The organism is Ensifer sp. GW101-20A05, assembly GCF_059424735.1.
On the sequence record NZ_JBWKZT010000009.1, the window covers coordinates 15944 to 35949 of the forward strand.

The 20006-nt window shown below is 61.9% G+C and carries 26 protein-coding genes; 6 read left to right on the forward strand and 20 right to left on the reverse strand.

Annotated elements, in window-relative coordinates; genetic code table 11:
- Positions 1–14: 14 nt before the first annotated feature.
- The 5 genes from AC070A_RS21350 to AC070A_RS21370 all read right to left on the reverse strand — a co-directional run bounded on the left by AC070A_RS21350 (position 15) and on the right by AC070A_RS21370 (position 5522).
- Positions 15–227 (reverse strand): hypothetical protein, encoded by a 213-nt coding sequence (locus AC070A_RS21350; protein ID WP_057252207.1) that lies wholly within the window; start codon positions 225–227, stop codon positions 15–17.
- A gap of 20 nt (positions 228–247) precedes the next feature.
- Positions 248–2125, reverse strand: coding sequence for an amidohydrolase (locus AC070A_RS21355; RefSeq protein ID WP_492383896.1), 1878 nt, complete (start codon positions 2123–2125; stop codon positions 248–250).
- A gap of 636 nt (positions 2126–2761) precedes the next feature.
- A complete protein-coding gene (locus AC070A_RS21360) occupies positions 2762–3640 on the reverse strand; it encodes an AraC family transcriptional regulator (protein ID WP_246805952.1) in 879 nt (292 codons plus the stop codon).
- Positions 3641–3703: 63 nt separating this feature from the next.
- On the reverse strand, positions 3704–4489 hold the full coding sequence (locus AC070A_RS21365) for a helix-turn-helix domain-containing protein (protein WP_492383897.1): 786 nt from the start codon (positions 4487–4489) through the stop codon (positions 3704–3706).
- 139 nt (positions 4490–4628) lie between these two features.
- The gene (locus AC070A_RS21370; RefSeq protein WP_112996901.1) at positions 4629–5522 is read right to left on the reverse strand and encodes a LysR family transcriptional regulator; all 894 of its coding nucleotides are present in this window, start codon (positions 5520–5522) and stop codon (positions 4629–4631) included.
- A 99-nt stretch (positions 5523–5621) separates the two neighbouring features.
- Between AC070A_RS21370 and AC070A_RS21375 the strand changes: the two genes are divergently transcribed.
- Positions 5622–6083 (forward strand): cupin domain-containing protein, encoded by a 462-nt coding sequence (locus tag AC070A_RS21375; protein WP_057249264.1) that lies wholly within the window; start codon positions 5622–5624, stop codon positions 6081–6083.
- A gap of 101 nt (positions 6084–6184) precedes the next feature.
- Entirely contained in the window at positions 6185–7000 is an 816-nt protein-coding gene (locus AC070A_RS21380) for an arylamine N-acetyltransferase family protein (protein WP_244495564.1), read from the forward strand.
- 53 nt (positions 7001–7053) lie between these two features.
- On the opposite strand, the gene AC070A_RS21385 is transcribed toward AC070A_RS21380, so the two are convergent.
- Positions 7054–7287 carry a hypothetical protein gene (locus AC070A_RS21385; protein WP_492383898.1) on the reverse strand — a complete coding sequence of 78 codons (234 nt, stop codon included), beginning with the start codon at positions 7285–7287 and terminating at the stop codon, positions 7054–7056.
- Positions 7288–7710: 423 nt separating this feature from the next.
- Between AC070A_RS21385 and AC070A_RS21390 the strand changes: the two genes are divergently transcribed.
- Together AC070A_RS21390 and AC070A_RS21395 are read left to right on the forward strand one after the other, a co-directional pair.
- Positions 7711–8121, forward strand: coding sequence for a methylated-DNA--[protein]-cysteine S-methyltransferase (locus AC070A_RS21390; RefSeq protein WP_244495563.1), 411 nt, complete (start codon positions 7711–7713; stop codon positions 8119–8121).
- A gap of 1 nt (position 8122) precedes the next feature.
- The gene (locus AC070A_RS21395; protein ID WP_494773585.1) at positions 8123–8758 is read left to right on the forward strand and encodes a hypothetical protein; all 636 of its coding nucleotides are present in this window, start codon (positions 8123–8125) and stop codon (positions 8756–8758) included.
- Here AC070A_RS21395 and AC070A_RS21400 read toward each other — a convergent pair.
- From AC070A_RS21400 to AC070A_RS21435, 8 genes are all read right to left on the reverse strand, one after another.
- Complete coding sequence (locus tag AC070A_RS21400) at positions 8736–9485, reverse strand: 2OG-Fe(II) oxygenase (RefSeq protein WP_112996904.1); 750 nt, start codon at positions 9483–9485, stop codon at positions 8736–8738. The two genes, AC070A_RS21395 and AC070A_RS21400, sit on opposite strands and share 23 nt — an antisense overlap.
- Positions 9482–10048, reverse strand: a complete 567-nt coding sequence (locus AC070A_RS21405; RefSeq protein WP_492383900.1) for a methylated-DNA--[protein]-cysteine S-methyltransferase — start codon at positions 10046–10048, stop codon at positions 9482–9484. The genes AC070A_RS21400 and AC070A_RS21405 overlap by 4 nt, the downstream gene beginning before the upstream one ends.
- 88 nt (positions 10049–10136) lie before the next feature.
- The gene (gene alkB / locus AC070A_RS21410; RefSeq protein WP_057249257.1) at positions 10137–10787 is read right to left on the reverse strand and encodes a DNA oxidative demethylase AlkB; all 651 of its coding nucleotides are present in this window, start codon (positions 10785–10787) and stop codon (positions 10137–10139) included.
- Positions 10771–11421, reverse strand: coding sequence for a hypothetical protein (locus tag AC070A_RS21415; RefSeq protein ID WP_057249256.1), 651 nt, complete (start codon positions 11419–11421; stop codon positions 10771–10773). Before AC070A_RS21415 ends, alkB begins: the two co-directional genes overlap by 17 nt.
- Positions 11422–11443: 22 nt before the next feature.
- Positions 11444–12085 carry a DNA-3-methyladenine glycosylase family protein gene (locus AC070A_RS21420; RefSeq protein WP_494773586.1) on the reverse strand — a complete coding sequence of 214 codons (642 nt, stop codon included), beginning with the start codon at positions 12083–12085 and terminating at the stop codon, positions 11444–11446.
- 94 nt (positions 12086–12179) lie between these two features.
- Positions 12180–13271, reverse strand: a complete 1092-nt coding sequence (ada, locus tag AC070A_RS21425; RefSeq protein ID WP_057249282.1) for a bifunctional DNA-binding transcriptional regulator/O6-methylguanine-DNA methyltransferase Ada — start codon at positions 13269–13271, stop codon at positions 12180–12182.
- Positions 13272–13615: 344 nt separating this feature from the next.
- A complete protein-coding gene (locus AC070A_RS21430) occupies positions 13616–14065 on the reverse strand; it encodes an ester cyclase (RefSeq protein ID WP_492383902.1) in 450 nt (149 codons plus the stop codon).
- A gap of 177 nt (positions 14066–14242) precedes the next feature.
- The gene (locus AC070A_RS21435; protein ID WP_492383903.1) at positions 14243–14764 is read right to left on the reverse strand and encodes a DUF6428 family protein; all 522 of its coding nucleotides are present in this window, start codon (positions 14762–14764) and stop codon (positions 14243–14245) included.
- A gap of 43 nt (positions 14765–14807) precedes the next feature.
- Here AC070A_RS21435 and AC070A_RS21440 point away from each other — a divergent pair, with 43 nt between their 5' ends.
- Together AC070A_RS21440 and arsK are read left to right on the forward strand one after the other, a co-directional pair.
- Positions 14808–15149 carry an ArsR/SmtB family transcription factor gene (locus AC070A_RS21440; protein WP_057249252.1) on the forward strand — a complete coding sequence of 114 codons (342 nt, stop codon included), beginning with the start codon at positions 14808–14810 and terminating at the stop codon, positions 15147–15149.
- A gap of 19 nt (positions 15150–15168) precedes the next feature.
- Positions 15169–16371, forward strand: a complete 1203-nt coding sequence (gene arsK / locus AC070A_RS21445; RefSeq protein WP_113132689.1) for an arsenite efflux MFS transporter ArsK — start codon at positions 15169–15171, stop codon at positions 16369–16371.
- Here arsK and arsH read toward each other — a convergent pair whose 3' ends face one another.
- Genes arsH through AC070A_RS21475 form a run of 6 tightly spaced genes read right to left on the reverse strand, consistent with a single transcriptional unit; the run spans position 16372 to position 19890 of the window.
- A complete protein-coding gene (gene arsH / locus AC070A_RS21450) occupies positions 16372–17100 on the reverse strand; it encodes an arsenical resistance protein ArsH (protein ID WP_057249281.1) in 729 nt (242 codons plus the stop codon).
- On the reverse strand, positions 17075–17497 hold the full coding sequence (arsC, locus tag AC070A_RS21455) for an arsenate reductase (glutaredoxin) (protein WP_057249250.1): 423 nt from the start codon (positions 17495–17497) through the stop codon (positions 17075–17077). The genes arsH and arsC overlap by 26 nt, the downstream gene beginning before the upstream one ends.
- A gap of 2 nt (positions 17498–17499) precedes the next feature.
- Positions 17500–18558 carry an ACR3 family arsenite efflux transporter gene (gene arsB, locus AC070A_RS21460; RefSeq protein WP_057249249.1) on the reverse strand — a complete coding sequence of 353 codons (1059 nt, stop codon included), beginning with the start codon at positions 18556–18558 and terminating at the stop codon, positions 17500–17502.
- Positions 18545–19084 (reverse strand): arsenate reductase ArsC, encoded by a 540-nt coding sequence (locus AC070A_RS21465; protein ID WP_192494900.1) that lies wholly within the window; start codon positions 19082–19084, stop codon positions 18545–18547. The genes arsB and AC070A_RS21465 overlap by 14 nt, the downstream gene beginning before the upstream one ends.
- Positions 19085–19099: 15 nt before the next feature.
- Positions 19100–19540: an arsenic resistance N-acetyltransferase ArsN2 gene (arsN2, locus tag AC070A_RS21470; RefSeq protein ID WP_057249247.1), complete on the reverse strand. Its 441-nt coding sequence runs from the start codon at positions 19538–19540 to the stop codon at positions 19100–19102.
- Positions 19537–19890: an ArsR/SmtB family transcription factor gene (locus AC070A_RS21475; RefSeq protein ID WP_112996909.1), complete on the reverse strand. Its 354-nt coding sequence runs from the start codon at positions 19888–19890 to the stop codon at positions 19537–19539. Before AC070A_RS21475 ends, arsN2 begins: the two co-directional genes overlap by 4 nt.
- Positions 19891–20006: the final 116 nt, after the last annotated feature.

Sequence of the window (20006 nt, forward strand, 5' to 3'; positions counted from 1 at the left end):
GGGACTCTAGTCCCTCATCGGGTCTGCGGCCATTCGAGATTGCCGAAGGTGGTCCGGGATACTCCCTTGTAATAGGCGCCCGCCTTCGGCGGTGGCTGGTTCACAACCACCTTCGCCCAGGAGGGTCGCTTGTTATCTTTTGCGGGTGCACCATCGTCGCCGAGTGCGGCCGACGAAGTGATCAGGATGGAGGCCGCCAATGCGGCGGCGCCGACGATCGTTTTCATTTTGCGCCCTTCCACCGTCGTCACACGGCCCAGCAGGAGCAGCCGAGTGCGCCGAAGAAGCCCTTGAGATCGGCGATCGGCAGCTTTGACGTCCAGGCGCCGGCATGGTCGTGACCATGCAGACCGCAATTGCTGGCGCAGCCGCACGCGGTGATCGCCGTGCGCCGGAGCGAGTTCTTGCCGGCACCATCGGGCTCGCCCCAGGCGGCATAACCGCCGAAGCTGCGAACCGGCGACCAGTCGGGCATCGCCGGCGGCACCGGGTTCTCGTCGTGGGAAGCGAAGTCGCCGGCCGCATAGACGACCTTGCCGCCGACCATCGTCAGCTCCGAGGTCAGGAACGAGATCTCGTCCTCGGCGCAGGCGAAGTAGTCCTTGTTCGGCACGATCAGGTCGGCAAACTGCCCCGTCTCGATCCGGCCCTTCTTGCCTTCTTCGTTGGAGAACCACTGCACCTTCTCGGTCCACATCCGCAGCGCCGTCTCGCGGTCGAGGCAGTTGGCGCGCGGATAGAGCTGCAGGCCGCCGATGGTCTTGCCGGTCACCATCCACGACAGCGAGACCCAGGGGTTGTAGGAGGCGACGCGGGTGGCATCGGTGCCGGCGGAAACGTTGACGCCCTTGTCCAGCATGCGCCTGATCGGCGGCGTCGCTTCCGCCACGCCGTGGCCGTAGCGCTCGACGAAATATTCGCCCTGGTAGGCCATGCGGTGCTGGGTGGCGATGCCGCCGCCAAGCGCGGCGATGCGGTCGATCGACCGGTCGGAGATCGTCTCGGCGTGGTCGAAGAACCAGTTGAGGCCGTCGAGCGGGATATCCTTGTCGACCTTCTCGAACACGTCGAGCGCGCGGCTGATGGTTTCGTCATAGGTCGCGTGCAGCCGCCAGGGCCAGCGGTTCTCGGCCAGCACCCGGACGACCTCTTCGAGCTCGCCCTCCATCTCCGGCGCCATCTCCGGGCGCGGCTGGCGGAAGTCCTCGAAATCGGCCGCCGAAAACACCAGCATCTCGCCGGCGCCATTGTGGCGGAAGTAGTCGTTGCCCTGCTTGTATTTGACCGACGAGGTCCAGTTGAGGAAGTCCTCTTTCTCTTCCTTCGGTTTCTGGGTGAAGAGATTGTAGGCCAGGCGAACGGTCAGCTGATCGTCGTCCGACAGCTTCTGGATGACGGCGTAGTCATCCGGATAGTTCTGGAAGCCGCCGCCAGCGTCGATGACGCTGGTGACGCCGAGCCGGTTGAGCTCGCGCATGAAGTGGCGGGTGGAGTTGACCTGATAGTCGAAGGGCAGTTTCGGTCCCTTGGCCAAGGTCGAATAGAGGATGCCGGCATTGGGCTTGGCCAGGAGCAGCCCGGTCGGGTTGCCGTTGGCGTCACGGGTGATCTCGCCGCCCGGCGGGTTGGGCGTGTCCTTGCCATAGCCGACCGCCCTGAGGGCGGCGCCGTTCAAGAGCGCCCGGTCATAGAGATGCAGCAGGAACACCGGCGTATCCGGGGCGACCGCATTGATCTCGTCGATCGTCGGCAACCGCTTTTCGGCGAACTGGTGTTCGGTAAAGCCGCCGACGACGCGCACCCATTGCGGTGCCGGCGTGATCGCCACCTGTCGCTTCAGCATCGCCATCGCATCGGCGAGCGAACGCACGCCGTCCCAGCGCAGTTCCATGTTGAAGTTGAGGCCGCCGCGCACGACGTGGGTATGGTTGTCGTTGAGGCCCGGCAGCACGCGCTTGCCCTTGAGGTCGATCACCCGGGTGCCCGCGCCGGCCAGCGCCATGATCGTCCGGTCGTCGCCGACGGCCAGGAACTTTCCGTCCTTGATGGCAACCGCGCTTGCCGTCGGGTTGCTGCGGTCGAGCGTGGTGACAAGGCCGTTGTGCAGGATCAGGTCGGGCGTCATCGAGGTGTCTCCAGTCTGTTGGGCGTGTGTCGCGGTTGCCCTGCCCAAGCGGCGGCGGTTGCACCGAGAAAATTGCGCCGTGTAGGCATTATACGGGTTTCCTATCTATGGAGTTGCTGCCCGGCGTCCAATACCTGCGCTTGACGTGGTCGCGGAGCCCAGAAGGAAAATGGCAGGATCGACATGCCGCCGCGCAGCAGATGACGGCGCCAATGTCAGGGGAAAGGAGCGGGTAAAAACCTGCGAAGGGGGGCGCCAAGCTGCCGGCAAGGTCACTCGATCAACGAACTGGCTGTCGAGTGGGCGGACGGCGCTAAGATAGGTGAGATCAGAAGGCTGCGGGACGGCGGCGTGGCTGCCAGGATCATCGGCTTCTCCCAGATCAGTTGCCGGTTGCGGGACTGTTTCTCCAATATTGCGTTTATTCCACTGCAGTTTCTTGTCGGGAATGTCTGCCTTTTGAAGATTCTCACGTTTAAGCAGCGAAATCTAACTCTGTGGACGTCCGGACGTTTTTCCCTGAACTTATCGCCGGTTGCGCCGCCAAGGTTGAGCCGGGGGCGGAGGCTTGTTCGTCGTGTTTATCTTACAAGGCGTCCGTTCCATGCAGCCAACGGTCGCTCCCGTTTGGCCGATTCAGGTGCGCCGGTCACGCCGGAAACGAGCGGGCGTGATGCCCGCTATCAGGGAAAAGCTTCTGGTCAGATGGCTTTGGTCGGCGAAGCCACAGCGAATGGCGATTTCGGCGATTGGCATATCCTGGAGCAGCAATTCCTTGGCGCGGGCGATGCGGTATTCGGTGAGCCAGCGTAGTGGTGTGCGGCCGAAGCTCGCCTTGAAGGCTTGTATAAAGTAGCTCCGAGACAGCTCGCAGCTTTTTGCGAGCTCCATCATCGATAGGTTTCCGTCGAGCTGCGCGGCCAGGTACTCCAGCGCGCGCTTTTCCTGCCAGGGAGCCAGCGTGCCCTTGCGCTCGCCCGGAAAATACAGCCCGCCGTATTTCTGCACGAGATGTGTCATGATGGCGAGCGTGACTTGATCGATGAATAGCCGACTGGCCTGTTTTGGCCGCTCCAGCGCGGGCAGCAGCGCGTGGGCGAGGCCGAGAATGACGGTGTCGACTGTACCAGGAGGGCATTCGAAGCCCATGAGGTCGGGCCGCCCGATTTCGGTGGCGAAGTCGCGCACATGCCGAAAGGGAATCCGGAAGCGCACGTTGTCGAAGGGCGATAGATGATGGCAGCGCCATTCCTCGCGCAGGTCCGTGATGGCAAGCGCCCCCTCGGGGTGGCCGCCTTCGAAAATCAGCGACTTACCACGCCAAAGCCGATGTAACCGAAAGTCGCGCAATTGCGTGATAATGCTAAAGGCGTCCTCGCGCACGTTGGCCGGGCTTGGTGCCAAGTCTTCCCGATCGGACTTCAATCGCATTATGGAGATGGGAGACGCATCGACGATCGATCGGCGTATGGCGTCCGGCTCCTGGGTCTTTTCTGGGGCGGACTCCCTGTACATCGTGCACTCCCAACTAACTGGCGAACGAAAGATTGCCCAACTCTCTTCGTTGAAGCAATTGGACTAATGGAGGCCTCGTCGCCGCCAAACTGAAGGCGTAACGCCAGTTTCACTGACAAATACCCTCTCAAAATGTCCGAGGTCGTCGAAATCGCACGCATGCGCAATGTCCTCCAGCGAGAGGGCATGGTCGGCAAGGTGTGATTTCGCCCTGCCGATCTGCGCGGCGATTGGCCGTAGCGTGGTTCCGGGTTCTTCCCGCATAAGAGCCCCTTGCGCCTTGCCAACGCTTTCCTCGATCGGCTCGCCATACCGGTGCAGGAGGTGGGCGCAGATGGCGACCGCTACGGGTCGCAGGGGCGCCGGCGCCGTTCCGGTGCCGGCAAAAAATGCAAGCAGCGCGGTACCGAGATTGCGAAGCGCTGAATCCGGTTCGCCGCGACGGCAGATCAGGCGTCGTCGCCCGATTTCCGGCGATAGTTCCGCAGTCTCGTTGAAAAGGGCCTTGGGCAGCACAAAGGCGAGCGAGCGCAGCCGACTGTTGAGGCGAATGCCCGCCCCGTCCGCGAGATCCACGAGGCAGATCGTACCGCGCGCGAAGTGGCGAACCTCAGTACAGGAGCCATCCGCCCGAATGTCGGCGTGTTCGGCGTCCTCCAGGTAGAGCATGAGGAAATAGGACTGGGAGGCAGGGAGCCGAACGTCGTTTGCCTCATCGGCCCTGGGTTCGCGGCAAATGCTGGTCACGGAAAAGGTCGCGGCGCGGATTGGAACAGTGCTCAAGCATGGGGCCTCTGGCGTCCCGAAGCAGACGCCTACGCATGCCATGTCTTTGCTATCGAAGTTCAACGACAATCCCTGGGCGATATCTGAGGAATGACCTTGTAAATGCAGGTTCTGCCCCTCGACTGTATTCCAGGCTGTGCCAAGGTGCAACGCGAAGACCCATCGAACTCGCGTTCAACGGGAATTGTCGAGATCACCTCTTCTACGTCCGCAGTTTGCCTGCCAGGAACGAGACGAAGCGTCGGACCTTGACCGCGATATGGCGGTTGGCCGGATAGACCGCCTGCAGCTGTAACGTACTGATATGCCAATCGGGGAGAAGCTGTACCAACCGGCCCTGCCTGAGGTCTTCGCCAACGATAAAGTCGGGCAGGAGGACGATACCGACTCCCAGCAAGGCGGCGTCACGAAGACCAAGGCTGTGATTTAGTTCCAGCCGCGGCACGATCGGAATGCGGAACTCCTCATCGTTCCTCCTGAACGGCCAGATCCGCCCCCACCGCAATTCGGCGAAGTGGAGGCAGAAGTGGTTTGCCAGGTCGTGCGGCGTCTTCGGTGCGCCGTGTTCGGCCAGATAGGCGGGTGACGCGGAAATCACGAGGGACGATGTCGCCAGCTGCCGAGTGATGAGATTGATGTCGACTTCGAGGCGCCCTCGAATTGCAAGGTCGAAGCCATCCTCGACCAGGTTTACGGCCCGATGCGACAGGTCCAGTTCGATGGACACGGCCGGGTTGAGCTTCAGGAACTCCGAAACTGCCGGCACGATCACCAGATGCCCGAGATCGGGCGGCGCCGACACCCGCAATCGTCCGACGGCTTCCTTCTGGAACGAGGTCGCCGTCCGCTCCGCCTCCCTTATCTGCGGAAGGATACCCGAAAGGGCTTCGCGGTAAGCGGCGCCCGCCTCGGTAAGAACGACCTTGCGTGTCGATCTCTGAAAGAGGCGGATGCCGAGGCGATCCTCGAGCTGCCTGACCTGGGCTCCCACCGTCGCGCGCGACATGCCCAGTTCGTCCGCAGCCTTGGTAAAGCTGAGATGGGTGGAAACCGTCAAAAAGGCGGCAATCCCGTCAAGCGGATCGAGCGATTTCATGAGCGCGATTATCCGTTCAATGATGTCAAGTCATCGCTCTTATCATGAGACGAAGCACAAAGTAATCGATGGGTGTCCTCAAGCAGAAGGAGACCCGACATGAAGACATTCACTTACGCGGCGGTATCACCGCCGGGACATGGAATGCCGGCAGCGGCGTTCGGCAAACACGTGATACGGATGATGGCCGACAATACAGGCGGTGCGCTGGGCATGCTCGAGGCCATCGTGCCGCCCGGGGAGGGCCCGCCGCTTCATGTGCACGAGCGCGAGGATGAGTTCTTCCGTGTCCTGTCCGGTTGCTTCGGTTTCTGGTGTGGTAGCGATTATGTCGAGCTCGCCGAGGGAGGCTGCATCGCGCTGCCGCGCGGCGTGCCGCATCGCTTCCGGAACATCGGGGAGACGGAAGGCTGCCTCATGGTCGTCGTGACGCCGGGCGGGTTCGAGAACTTCTTTCCGATCATCGACCTCTGCAAGCCCGAAACGCCCGAGGAGATCGCCTCCATCGCAGCGGATTTCGGCCTGACTTTCCTGCCTGAAGGCAGGCGCAAGGTCGCCTGATCCGGCGGCAGACCGCCCCAAACACAGTGCCGAGAAAACTCGACAACGGTCCATCGAAAGGAGACCGAAGGATGACACACGCGCCTTCACACGAAATCGGAATGAGCCTGACCGCCGGCCAGTTGGACGCCTATCTCGCAAGGATCCGGGTCGACCGGCCAATTTCTCTCGACCTTCAAGGCCTGTCGAAACTTCACCGCGCTCACCTCATGACCTTCACCTGGGAGGCGCTGGATGCCTTCATGGGATGGCCGTGCTCGATCTCCCCGGCATCCGCCTTCGCGAAGATGGTGGAGGGCAGGCGCGGCGGCTGGTGTTACGAGATGAACGGTCTCTTCGGCGCAGCACTTGACGCGCTCGGTTTCCGGGTAACCCGTCTTTGCGGCGCCGTCGACCGCAAAAAACTGGGCAATATCGCCATCGGCAATCATCTGACCCTGCGGGTTAATCTCGACCGCCCCTATCTTGCCGAGGTCGGCGTGGCCGACGCCATCGTCGAACCCGTGCCGATTGCTGTCGGACCGTTCAGCCAGCGCGGTTTCGATTTTTCGATCATGCCGGCGGAGGACGGCTGGTTGCGCTTCAACAACCATGTACACGGCATCGCACACAGCTTCGATTTCCGTGCCGATTACAGCTGCGAGGCCGCCATGGCCGCCACGCATTCGTGGCTGATGCGGGACCCCGGGTCGCCATTCACAAACGCGCTTGCAGTGCTGCGTCATACCGCGGACGGTTATGTCGCCCTACAGAATGATCGCTTGCGCACGGTCACGCCGGGCAGCGTTCGCGAACATCGCATCACAAGCGCGGACCATCTCGCGGACACGTTTGAGACCGTTTTCGACCTTGAGATTCCCAGGCCCGAGCGGATCTGGGACAAGGTCCAGGCGATTGGCCGCGACAAGGCGGCCTGAAGGCGCGGCACCAATATTCTGGGGTTCGAAGAAACGTCTATCCTTCGCGCAGTCTAGCGAATATTGCCGCGCATTCGCAGGAGCATCGGCACGACCTCGGCAGATCGAGTGGGCTGTTCCATCTCATCGGCGGGCTTGCCGCCGGTGTCCTGGCCGATCGCCGCACTGCCCATACGCTCGACCTCGGACCAAGCCGGCGACGGCGTGATCATTCGGAGTAATTCCGGAGGCAGACCGTCGCCGCGCTGAGCGGCGATGGAATGCAGACCTCGCAGCAATGTCATCATGGCTGGTCCCTCCGTTGTGATTTGAAGGGCCTCTTCAGACCGCGTTGATGTTCCTCAGCGTCGTGGAAGAGCCCCGGAGTGCCGCGCGCGCGTTTTCACGCTGACGGCGGGCGGCGGCCATTTGCAGTTACATTGGGCTTGCCAACGAACGATACGGCTGCCGCTCGGGCACACGCGCTCCGAAAATTGCTTTCAAATCGAAATTAGCAGTTCCTCGGAACGAGACGCTGACGATCAGTATTTCGATTTGAAAGCAAGGACCGGAGAGTGGCGCAACGCATCAGCTTCTAAACTCGTTTCACAACGAGTGAAGAAGGTAAGACGATGCGTGAAACTATTCGATTTGCATGGGGCGCCAGTTCCCTTGGCGACTTTGTTGTCGCCATGTCGAACAAGGGGATTGTGGCGCTTGAATTCAGCTCGATGCGCACCGCGATGGAGGATGCGTTGAGTATCCGCTTTCCCGAACCCGAGCTTGAACGCGCCCAGCAGGAACTTGCCGACGTGATCGAAACCGTGGCCGGCGCGATCGACGATCCGGCCAAGGTTTACGATCTGCCACTCGATCTGCGCGGGACGTTGTATGAGGTCCAGGTCTGGCTCATGTTGCGGGAAATTCCTGCTGGCCAGACCACGAATTATGGGGCGCTCGCAGCCAAGCTCGGTTCGCGTGATCCGCGGGACGCAACAGCTGCGATCGCCAACAACCCGATCGCCGTGATCGTGCCGTGCCATCGCGTCATCAAGAAGGATGGCTCGATTTCCGGTTATCGATGGGGTGTCCGCCGCAAGCGTGCTCTGCTGGCACGCGAGCAGCGCGCCACGGAGGAATGAGATGTCGGATGCTCGTTCCGCAGTCTCGCCGTGCGGGCATATCGCCGAGCCGCTGCAGGTCATCAGGCTGTCGATCGATTCCGTAGATGCCGCCCGTCGGCAATTCCCAGGCTACAGGTTGACGCGGCTGGTGGGGGCGCGGCTTGAGCTGGATGAAAAAGACGTCGAAAGGCTCTGTGACCTGCTCGGGGTCGATCTCCTGCGACCCGTGGAGGGCGCGTCGAAGCCGTTCGATCATCATTTGCGCCATGTGATCGCTCTCTACGAGCTTAGCGCTCTGTTTCGCAATGACGGGCACGCGCCCTACCATCATGCGATCCGGCCGACCGGCTACGACTATCACCGAGACGAGGTGGATCCGCACGGCATGGAGCTATGGCAGGCCGACTATCGCGCGATGCCGGATGTCAGGCAAATGATGGCCGCTTCGATCCTATGGCTCTATCGGGCAGGGAAAGACACTGTCTGGCTGCGGCGGGTGCCTTGCATCTGGCACGCTCTCGGCTCTACGCGCTTTATCCTGGGTGGTAGTTGCGGCAGTCCGCTCGGGCTGCAGGCCAGGGGCGCCGGAAGGCCAGCCGGCGCTGCGAAACCGCGGCGCCGGCATCGCGCGCTCATCGGGCGTCGTGAAAAATGATCCCAACGGTGTGGCGCATGCCGGATCGGACGCGGCTGACACCGTGGCGCAGATTCACGCGGTAGTTTCCCTTCGTCCCCTGGACCGGACGATTGTGGACGGCGAAAGCGACGGCGTCGCCCTGTCTGAGCGGCACGACCTCGACGCGGCTTTGCATGCGCGGCCGCTGTTCGGTCAGTGCAAATTCGCCACCTGTGAAATCGCGGCCCGGCTCGGAGAGCAGGATCGCCACCTGGATCGGGAATGCGAGGTCGCCGTAAAGGTCCTGGTGAAGGCAGTTGAAGTCGCCGGCAACATATTGCAGCAGCAGCGGCGTCGGCCGGGTCTGGCCGGCATCGTGGCATTGCTTGAGGAACGCGGCATGCTCGCCTGGAAACCTCTGGTCCAATCCCATCCGTTCGTTCCACACGTTGGCGACACCGGCAAGGCGCGGGTAGAGCGCCGTGCGGATACCGCCGATGAGATCGGGCAGCGGATATTTGAAATAGCGATACTCGCCCCTTCCGAAGCCGTGCCGCGCCATGATGATATGGCTGCGGAAATGGCTTTCGTCGGCGTAGAGCGACGCGACGCTGCTGCATTCCTCGGGCGTGAGAAGCTGGGGAAGGACAGCGCAGCCGAAGCCGTCGAGCTCGCCGGCGAGCGCCTTCCAATCATAGGCAGCAATCCGTGCCGCCGCGGACGCATCCGCAGAGGCCGGTACCATGTTGATCGCAGTCTTGTTCATAGCGTGGCTTCCTTCTCTATGAGGGTGCGTTTGCGCTCAAGGCCCCAGCGATAGCCGGCGAGGTCGCCGTCGGTGCGCACGACCCGGTGGCACGGAATGGCGAGCGCAATGGGGTTGGCGGCGCAGGCGCCGGCGACAGCGCGCGGGTTCGCGAACGGGCCAATCCACCTGGCGAGTTCCATGTAGCTCACCGTCCGGCCGACGGCGATGGCCTTCAGCTTTTCCCAGACGCGGCGCTGAAACGGCGTGCCGCGCATGTCGAGCGTCAGCTGAAGGCCGCCGGATGGCTTGGCGATGTAGCGCAGGACTTTCGCAACGTCGTTCTTCACCACGGCCTCGCTCGCCACGAGCGTGGACTGCGGGAAGCGATTGGCAAGGTCCGCCGTCAACTCTTCGGCGCTGTCGCCGAGCAGGATCGAGCATACGCCCTTGGCGCTGCGCGCGACCAGCACCTTGCTGAGTTCGCAATCGGCGACTGCGTAGGAGAGAACACCGGCGGTCGTCGAAGGGGAATGCTGCAGTGATTGCGGCCGCAGCGCGTCAGTCTTGATCATGAGGTTCATCGTCGTAGCTCCTTGTTCTGTCCTCACGATCGAGACTACGTTTTTGGTCGCGCCGCCAAACTCCGATCCTTGCTTTCAAATCAGAAAGCTATAACGCTCCCCGGAAGGTGAGATTGATGCGCATCCGTCCGACAGTCTCATGGACGCCATCCTTCAATTCGGGCACGCCGTGATAGAAGAGCCGCGACGGGCCGCCCCAGACCGCCACGTCGCCATGCCGCAGCGCATACTTCTTCACAGGATCATTCCGCTTCAGGCCTCCGAACTGGAAGGTGGCTGGCAGGCCGAGCGAGACGGACACGATCGGATTGGCGAAGTCGCGTTCGTTTCTGTCCTGGTGCAGCGAAAGGCGGGCGCCCGGCTCGTAGCGGTTGATCAGGCAGGCGTCAGGGCGGAAGTCCGGATAGCCCGCCCGTGTCGCCGCCTCCACAGCCAGATCGAGGAAGCATTCCGGCATGGCCGGCCAGGGACGGTCTGTTTCCGGATCGTCGCGATCGTATCGATAGCCGGTACGATCCGTGACCCAGCCGGCGGTGCCGCAATTCGTCATCGCCACCGACATGGTGAAGCCGCCCGGTGTGACCATATGTCGGAATGGCGACTGGCTGGTGATGTGGCCGAGCGCGGCGAGCAGATCCTTTTCAAAGGGAAGTGCTGCGCCGCGAAGCAGCATGGCACCCTCCGCCATGATCTCGGTTGCGGGATCGGCTGGGGCAAGCATGTCAAACAGATCGGGCATCTTCGGGCCTATTGCGTATCGTGTTGATCGACGGGTGAAAGACGGGCGGGTAGCCCGCAAGGAGCACCATGACCGTTGATGGTGGTGTCAGGAGCCAATCGGCGTCGTTGAGGATTTCGGGCCTGTCGTAGCCGTCATTGGCCCAGCGATACGCGAGGCCGGCGCGCAGCGTGTAAGCCTCATCCGCTGCCACGACGACCGCGCCGTCGGGCAGGTCGGTCACCGGAAGCGTGATCGGATGCAAGCGCTTGCGGCGGTGATCGAGGCGCTCGGCATGCAGGACGGAATCCATATGCGTGGCCGAAGGAGGCGCCTCTTTCTTCGCCGACGCCCAGCAGGCCCGGAAGCGTTCCGCGGCCTCGCGCCGGCAGAGGAAGCAGGGACGATGTCCGGCGGCGAGCGCAACGGCCTCGTCGAGGAAAAACAACTCCGTCCAGCTCCGGCGCGCCATCACGTCCCGGCGCCACCCCTTGAACGCGCAAGCGCAAATGAGCCAGGTTTTTGTCGCCCAGCGCCTGGCCAGCAATGTCTTCGTTGCCGGATCGTGGATGATGCCGCGATTGCCGGTAAACAGCCCGCGCTGAGAAATGGCGACGATATCACCGAAGGGCGTGACGCGGTTTTGAAGGGGCATGGTGTACTTCCCGGAGCCGTATTTACTTCAAAACGTTTCCGCGCTCGCGCGGGATGCGCCACAGATACCAGGCTGCGACCGTGCGATGGGGCGACCAGAGCTTGGAGATCTCGCGCAGCTGTTTCGGCTTCGGTTGCTCAGGCAGCGATTTCAGGACGCGGTAGCCTTCGCGGACACCGAAGTCATCGACGGGCAGGATATCCATCCGCTGCAGAGAATACATCAGCAGCATTTCGACCGTCCAACGGCCGATGCCCTTGATACCGACCATTCGGTCGATCAGCGCCTCGTCGTCCATCGTCGCGGCGATGTTGTGGGTGGGGATCAGGCCATCCAACGTTCCTTGGGCGATTGCCTTGATGGTGGCGATCTTGCTGGTCGAGAAGCCGCAGGTCCGAAGCTGGTCGAACTCGGCCGCGATGAGGTCTTCCGGGCTCGGAAAATCGCGGTCATCGAAGAGCCCCTTGAGGCGTCCAATGATGGCATCGCCAGCTTTGGCCGTCAGCTGCTGGTAGGCAATCGCGCGAACGAGCGCCTCGTATGGTTCGCGGGCGGCTTTGGGGTCGTGCCGGCAAGGGCCGACCAGCTCGATCAATCTGGCCCAGTCGTCGTCATGACTGGAGAGGAAGGCAACAGATTCATCGTGGTGGGAGAGCAAATTCATAAGGACGCCTTGCATTCGTCGGCAACCGCGAAGCGCGGCCGGTTGCAGGTGGTCAGGATGTGGCCGCGGCGGAGCGGCGGTTGTGGCCGTGACGTCATGCGGTCTGAGACGCTTCCCGATCGAGCAGGGCGCGCTTGCGGTCGACGCCCCAGGCATAACCGGAAAGCGCGCCGTCGTTACGCACGACGCGGTGGCAGGGGATGGCAACCGCGATAGTGTTTGCGGCGCATGCTCCGGCGACTGCCCGCGTGGCACTCGGCGAGCCGATACGTCGGGCGATTTCAGAATAGGACACACGCGCGCCGACAGGGATCTCCTGCAGGATCTGCCATACCCGGCGTTGGAACGCCGTGCCGCGGACGTCGAGCGGCAGATCGAGGCCGACGGTGGGGTTTTCGACGAAGCCACAAACGCGGGCGATCAGAGCCTCGTATTCGCGGTCCATGCCGATTAGGCGCGCCTTCGGAAAACGATCCTGAAGATCGCGAACCAGTTCGTCCGGATCGTCGCCGAGTAGGATCGAGGCGACGCCTTTCGTGCTGGAAGCCACAAGGATTGCGCCGAGATAGGACTGGCCGATCGCAAACTTGATCTCCTCGTTGGCGCCGCCTTCACGATACTGTGTCGGCGTCATGCCGAGCATACCGGTCGACTTTTCGTAGAAGCGGCCGCTGGAATTGAAGCCGGCGTCATACATCGCCTCGGTGACGCTCGTGCCGGTATCGAGGCCCTCACGCACTTTCTTCGCGCGGTGGCCGGTGGCATAGGCCTTCGGGGTCAGCCCCGTCGACGTCTTGAACATACGATGGAAATAGCTCGGACTGCGGTCCACAGTAGCCGCCAACTCTTCCAGCGACGGTTCCTCCTCGCTCTCTTCGATGATGCGGCAGGCCTTGGCGATTAGGGCGGCATTCTCGCATTCGAGCGAAGGGCCATCGGGGTTGCAACGTCGGCACGGACGAAACCCGGTTGTCCGTGCGCTTTCGAGCGTATCGTGCAGCGCGACGTTCTTCGGATTTGCCGTGCGTGACGGGCAGGAGGGCCGGCAATAGATGCCGGTCGTCGAAACGGAATACCAAAACTGACCGTCGGCAGACTTGTCGCGCGCTACGATCCGCGCCCAGCGGGGATCGTCCCCCACGGAAGGAGGTGAGCTGTAAAGGGTTGGTGCGGGCCGGATGTTCATGTCCATGGTCTTCTACTCGGATTTGTTCTGGCTCGATCGTGCCTCCGATCCGCGCTGGTCACACTCCGATCCTTGCTCTCGAATCGAACAAAACCCACCCGAAACTTGCGCGGGCGATCGATAGGGCGTCGGGTTTCCGGCGTACCTCCAGTGCACGGGCACTCAGTGCGAAAAGCGTTTTGATCCCATGTTGAAACACCACTTTTGGTTCGGCCAGACTACATGCGCGGCATTGAGCGGGGTGGTGAAACATGCAATTGAGGCTCGCACAGGGAGCTGTGCGAGCCTCAATTCTCTTGGCCAAGATGCGCAGCTCACGCGAACTGGCGCTATGTGGTTTTCGATCAGGCTTTCTGGATCAGCCCGAGCTGCATCATTGCGGTCAGGCCGTCGTCGAGACCATGCTCTTCGACGATCATGCCGTCGACCACCTTCAGCACGGTCTTGCCGGTAAAGTGCATCTTGCGGCCGGTCGCCGCCGGTACGCCGCCGAGCAGGAAATTGTCGAAAGCCGGACCCGTGTGGGTGCCGCCGCCTTCCCACTGGCCGACCACATAGTCGCCCTCGGCAATCAAGTCAGCTGTGCCCCAGAAGTTGAGTTCGGGGAACGCGGCGCGGAAGTCGGTCATGAACGCCTTGATGTCTTCGCGGCCGCGGCGCGGTTCGTGCAGGGAATATTGCAGGAGCATATCGGGCGCCGCGACCTCATCGATAACAGCAAGATTGACGTCCTTGCCCCAGAATTCGGTGAACCAGCGAACGACGACTGCCTTGTTGTCTTCTTCTTTGCTCATGGAAATATCCTCATTTCAAAATCGGGCGACCATCGAAACCGCTCGATGACCTGATCAAAGGGATATGTGAGCTTGCCGGGCGCCAAACTCCGGTTCTTATCTTCGAATTGGAAACGGCGCGCGAGGTGAGCGCTGGCGGTTACCGCATGGGTGAAATGGCTGCCGTTCCCGGGTGGCCTAGGCGCAGCACTCCGCGACGGTCGAAGGGCCGCAGCACCGCTTTTCATTGGACGCGTGTTCAGCCAGCCATCGGTCTCGAGGCTTGCAGCTCGCGGGGCGGGGCGTCAACGTAACGTGGAGAGCACCGTCTTCCGCGACAGGATCGTTTGCGCAGAACAACTGCATCGGGCGGACTCCATCGCTCACTTCGAAGGTCAGCTTGGCCGAACCGTCAAGACGAACGTGCTCGGAAACTTTGCGGACAATGGCCGAAAATTTTCCGGCCGTCATATGGGTCCGCTCGCCCTCTTCGATATCCCACAACTGGACGAAGATTTCAGACCAGGCCTCCGGATTAGCGCCGCAATCGAGCGCGGAGAACTGGCCAACCTTGACCTCAGTCACATGGTAGCCGGGCTTTACGGGCTTTCCGTCGTAGGCGAACACCAGTGGGAGGTCCGCGGCGTCAGCGATCCTTTCAAGCAACTCTCCGAGCGAGATGTCAGATTTGTTGGAATGGCTATTGTCGATCTTGCTCATTTGCGTCTATCCTCGATTTCAATAGTTCAAGGATTATTGAAATATGGATGATCGTCAAGCCCTCGCGTCCTTTGCGGCACTTTCTCAGGAGACCCGGCTCGCCATCGTAAGAACGCTGGTCGTCGCCGGCCCTGAGGGCCTGGCCGCAGGCGCGATTGCGGAGCGCATGGGCGTTTCTCCATCGAACGTCTCGTTTCACCTCAAGGAACTCGAACGCTCCGGCCTCATCTCCCAGCGCCGCGAGTCGCGTTCGATTGTCTACAGCGCAAGTTATGACACGCTGGCTGACCTGGTGACGTTCATGACGGAGGACTGCTGCGCAGGACATCCCGAAATCCGCGGCTCGGTCGAGCGATCCGCTCGTTGCTGCCCAAGCGAAGCGTAGAGCGCCGAGGAATACGTCATTGCATACGAACAAGGTTCCTGCGGGCATCGTCTCCGCTCTCGGTGTCACGCAGATTATTGGCTACGGCACTCTCTATTATGCCTTCAGCATCCTGGCGCCAGGAATGGCCAAGGACCTGGGCATCAGCCTGGAACGGGTCTTCGCCGTCTTCTCGGTCTCGCTGTTCATTGGAGGTCTTTCCGCTCCGTTCATCGGCAGACATATGGACAAGGTCGGCGCGGCGACGGTGATGACGGTTGGTTCGACCCTTGCGGCGTTCACCCTGGCGCTTTGCGCGTGGTCGCCGTCCGTAGCGCTCTTTGCCCTTGCAATCATCCTGCTGGAGGTGTCCTCCGGCATGGTCCAGTACCAGGCAGCCTTCGCGACGCTGGTCGAGAGCGAACCCCGTTCAGCCTCCCGCAGCATCACCTATCTCACACTGATCGGCGGCTTTGCTTCGACCATCTTCTGGCCGATCGCCGCGACACTGATCAGGTACCTGTCCTGGCGGGAAATCTATCTGCTGTTCGCGGCGCTCAATCTTCTCATCTGCATGCCACTTCACTACTGGATCATGCGTGCCGGAAGGGTCGGCTCCAAACTGGATGAGACAAGAACCCACGAAATCGTCGTCGGCGCACTTGAGCCGCGAGCGCGCCGCCGCGGGATGTTGCTGGTCTCCATTGCCTTCTCGCTTTCGGGGTTCACTCTCGCGGCAATCCTCGCCCACATGGTGCCGATGCTGGGCGCGATGGGACTCGGCAGTGCGGCGGTCGTGATCGGATCGCTGTTCGGCCCGGCACAGGTCATGAGCCGCCTGATCAACATGGCCTTCGGAAAGGGCCTGTCGCCGCCCGCGCTTGCGATCGTTTCTGCGACCCTTATGGTCCTCGGCGTCCTCATACTCGGAGTCTCGGGCAACTGGTTGCCTGGCGCGGTGGCATTTGCCGTCTGTCTTGGCCTTGGGTCCGGGATCAACAGCATCGCTCAAGGGAGCCTGCCACTCTATCTGTTCGGCTCCGCAGGCTACGGAGCGATTACAGGAAAGATGGCTGCGGCCAGACTGGCGGTGGGGGCCGCCGCCCCCTTCGCGTTCGCCACGGCGATGGAGAATCTCGGCATCGCCACGGCGCTGTTCGTCAATGCCATGCTTGGTACACTCGGGATCGCTGCATTCATCGCAGTGGCTGTCTCTACGCGCAGCCCCACGAAGGCTGGGTGACTAAATCGACCTCAACGACACCCGCTTTTCAAGTTCGGCAGCGTGTTCCTTCCGCTCGCTGTAGCGGTCGGTCAGGTAGGCGGAAGCGTCCCTCGTCAGCAGCGTGAACTTGACCAGTTCCTCGCACACGTCCACGACGCGGTCGTAGTAGGAGGACGGCTTCATTCTGCCGTCGGCGTCAAACTCCTGGTAGGCCTTGGCGACGGACGACTGGTTCGGGATCGTGATCATCCGCATCCAACGGCCGAGCACGCGCATCTGGTTCAGAGCGTTGAAGGACTGGCTGCCACCAGAGACTTCCATGATCGCCAGTGTCTTTCCCTGCGTCGGTCGAATTGATCCGAGCGACAGGGGAATCCAGTCGATCTGGGCCTTCATGATGCCCGTCATCGCGCCATGGCGCTCGGGGCTGACCCAGACCTGGCCTTCCGACCATTGCGACAGCTCGCGCAGTTCCTGCACTTTCGGATGGCTGGCCGGAGCCGCGTCGGGAAGCGGTAACCCTCTTGGATCGAACATGCGCACCTCGCACCCCAAACGCTCGAGAAGTCGTCTGGCTTCGTGCGCGAGCAGCCGGCTGTACGAAACCTCCCTGAGCGAGCCGTAGAGGATCAGGATACGCGGCTTGTGCGTCGAAAAGGCGGGACGCAACGCGTCGAGGTCAGGCTGACGAAGATGCGGCTCCTGCAAGGCAGGGAAGGTCTCAGACAATGCGCTTTCCCTCTTGATCGAGGACCTGCTCGCCGTCTTCCTTGAAGAAGGCTCCCTTGAAGGCATCCGGCAGGATGTCGAGCACGACCTCCGAGGGGCGCGCGAGCCTTGTGCCGAGCGGCGAGACGACGAGCGGCCGGTTGATGAGGATCGGGTCCTTGAGCATGGCATCGAGCAACTGGTCGTCCGTCAGCTTCGGATCGTCGAGACCCAGCTCCACGTAAGGCGTCCCTTTCTCGCGGATCGCCTGGCGGACGGTCAGTCCGGCGTCGGAGATCATCCTTGCCAGTTCCTCGCGCGAAGGCGGAGACTGGAGATAATCGATGACCGTCGGTTCGATCCCGGCTGCGCGGATCATCTCCAGTGTGTTGCGGGACGTGCCGCAGGCCGGGTTATGATAGATGGTGACGTCCATTGTCATGTCCTTTCGGTAATGGTGTTCCGGGAGACGGCGGGTGCTGCCTCGTACCAGCCCTTGGTGCGGTTCACGGCCCAGACGACCGTGAGCATCACGGGAACCTCGATGAGCACGCCGACGACCGTCGCCAGCGCTGCGCCGGACTGGAAGCCGAACAGGCTGATTGCGGCCGCAACCGCGAGTTCGAAGAAATTGCTGGCCCCGATCAGTGCCGAAGGTCCGGCGACGCAATGGCGCTCGCCCGAGATCCGGTTCAAGACGTAGGCCAGCCCCGAGTTGAAATAGACCTGGATGAGGATGGGGACGGCCAGCAGGGCGATGATCGTCGGCTGCGCGATGATCTGCTCGCCCTGGAAGCCGAAGAGGAGGACGAGCGTTGCCAGCAGCGCGACAAGCGAAAGCGGCTGCAGCTTCGCCAGCATGACGTCCAGCGCCCTGGTCGTGCCGTCAGCGGTCAGACGGCCTCTCAGGACCTGCGCGATGATGACCGGGACCACGATATAGAGCACGACCGATAGAACGAGCGTGTCCCACGGTACGGTGATGGCCGACAGCCCGAGCAGGAGACCGACGATCGGCGCGAAGGCGACAACCATGATCGCATCGTTGAGCGCGACCTGGGAAAGCGTGAACAGCGGCTCGCCGCGCGTCAGATTGCTCCAGACGAACACCATCGCGGTACAGGGCGCGGCCGCAAGGATGATCAGACCTGCGATGTAGGAGTCGATCTGGTCGGCGGGCAGATAGGGACGGAACAGCCATCCGATAAACAGCCATCCCAGCAGCGCCATGGAGAACGGCTTTACCGCCCAGTTGATGAACAGGGTCACGCCGATTCCGCGCCAATAGCTGCTCACCTGTGCCAGCGAGCGGAAGTCGATCTTGATGAGCATCGGGATGATCATCAGCCAGATCAGGATGGCGACGGGCAAATTCACCTTGGCGATCTCCGCCGCGCCAATGGCCTGGAAAACACCGGGCATCAGATGGCCGAGGGCGACGCCGACGACGATGCAGAGAAAGACCCAGATGGTCAGGTAGCGTTCAAACGTCGACATTGGCGGACTTTCCCTGGCTTGCCGCCGAACCTTCCATCGCGCCGATCTGGCCGAGCTTCGTTTCGAGCGCCAGGTGATCGAAGGATGCCAGCGGGAGGCTGACGAACACCATGATCCGGTTCTTCAGGAAGCGGGCGGCTTGCGCGAAGGCGCGCTGGATTTCGACCTCCGTGCCAACAACGGCGGCCGGGTCTTTTACACCCCAATGCGCGGTCATCGGATGTCCGATCCATACCGGACAGGCTTCGCCGTGTGCGCTGTCGCAGACGGTGAAGATAAAGTCCATTTCGGGCGCACCAGGCTCGGCAAAGACGTCCCAACTCTTGGAGGAGAAGCCAGTCGCCGGATAACCAAGTGCTTGCAGTTCCTTCAGCGCATGCGGATTGATCTCGCCTTTGGGCTGGCTGCCCGCGGAGAATGCCCTGAACCGTCCGCCGCCCTCTTTGTTGAGGATGGATTCGGCGAGAATGGAACGTGCGGAATTGCCCGTGCACAGGAAAAGCACGTTGTAGGTCTTGTCGGTCATGGCCGTTGTCCGTGGTTAGGTCGGAGGATTGCTGAGTTTCATGATCGTGGCCGATGCCGGGCAAATGCCCGAAAGCTGACGGGTTGCGAGAACGGCGGGCGGCGCATCGGCTCGCTCGACCGCAACGAAACCGAGGCTTTCGAAGAACGGCGCGGCGGTCGTCGTAGCCAGGAAGACTGCCGAGCTTTCTTTGACGGCTTTCAGGGTTTCCCTGGCCAGCGATTTGCCGAATGACTTGCCACGATGCTCGGGCAAGATGACCATTGACCTGAGGAGGACCGCATCGCCGCACGTCTCAATGCCAGCGTAGCCAATTGTGCCGCCATCGGAGGAAACCGCCCTGAAGAACGAGCGTCCCGGCTCTCCGAGGTCCTCGATCGGAAGACCGGAGGCCGATAGCGCCAGCTTCAGTCCGGGATCGCTTCCCGGGATTGGCTCTAGTCTGATGTCGCTCATGACAGCTTCACCTCGGGTCCGCAGCAGGGCGTAAGTTCGGCGATCAGCGGGGCACAGAGTTCGGTCGAGCCGCCACAGCAGTCTTTCAACAGGAAAAGGGTCAGGTTTCGCAGGCCGTGGAGGTCGGCTCGATAGATGATCGAACGGCTTTGCCGTTCGCTTGTCACGAGGCCGGCGCGCAACAGCGTCGCGAGGTGCGCCGACATGGTATTCTGCGGGACGTCGAGAAGGCGGGCAAGTTCGCCGGCAGGCACGCCATCCGGTTCATGTCGGACGAGAAGCCGGAATGTCTCGAGCCTGGTAGACTGGGCCAGTGCGGCAAGCGCCGCTATTGCGGTGATATTATCCATTAATCCAGAATAATAGATATATTGGATATGTCAATTGCTGCCAACGATCCTCCTCTCCACTATTGGCGCGAAGCCGGAGCAGCCCCGAATGCATAATCCACCCGGCAACAGCGCTC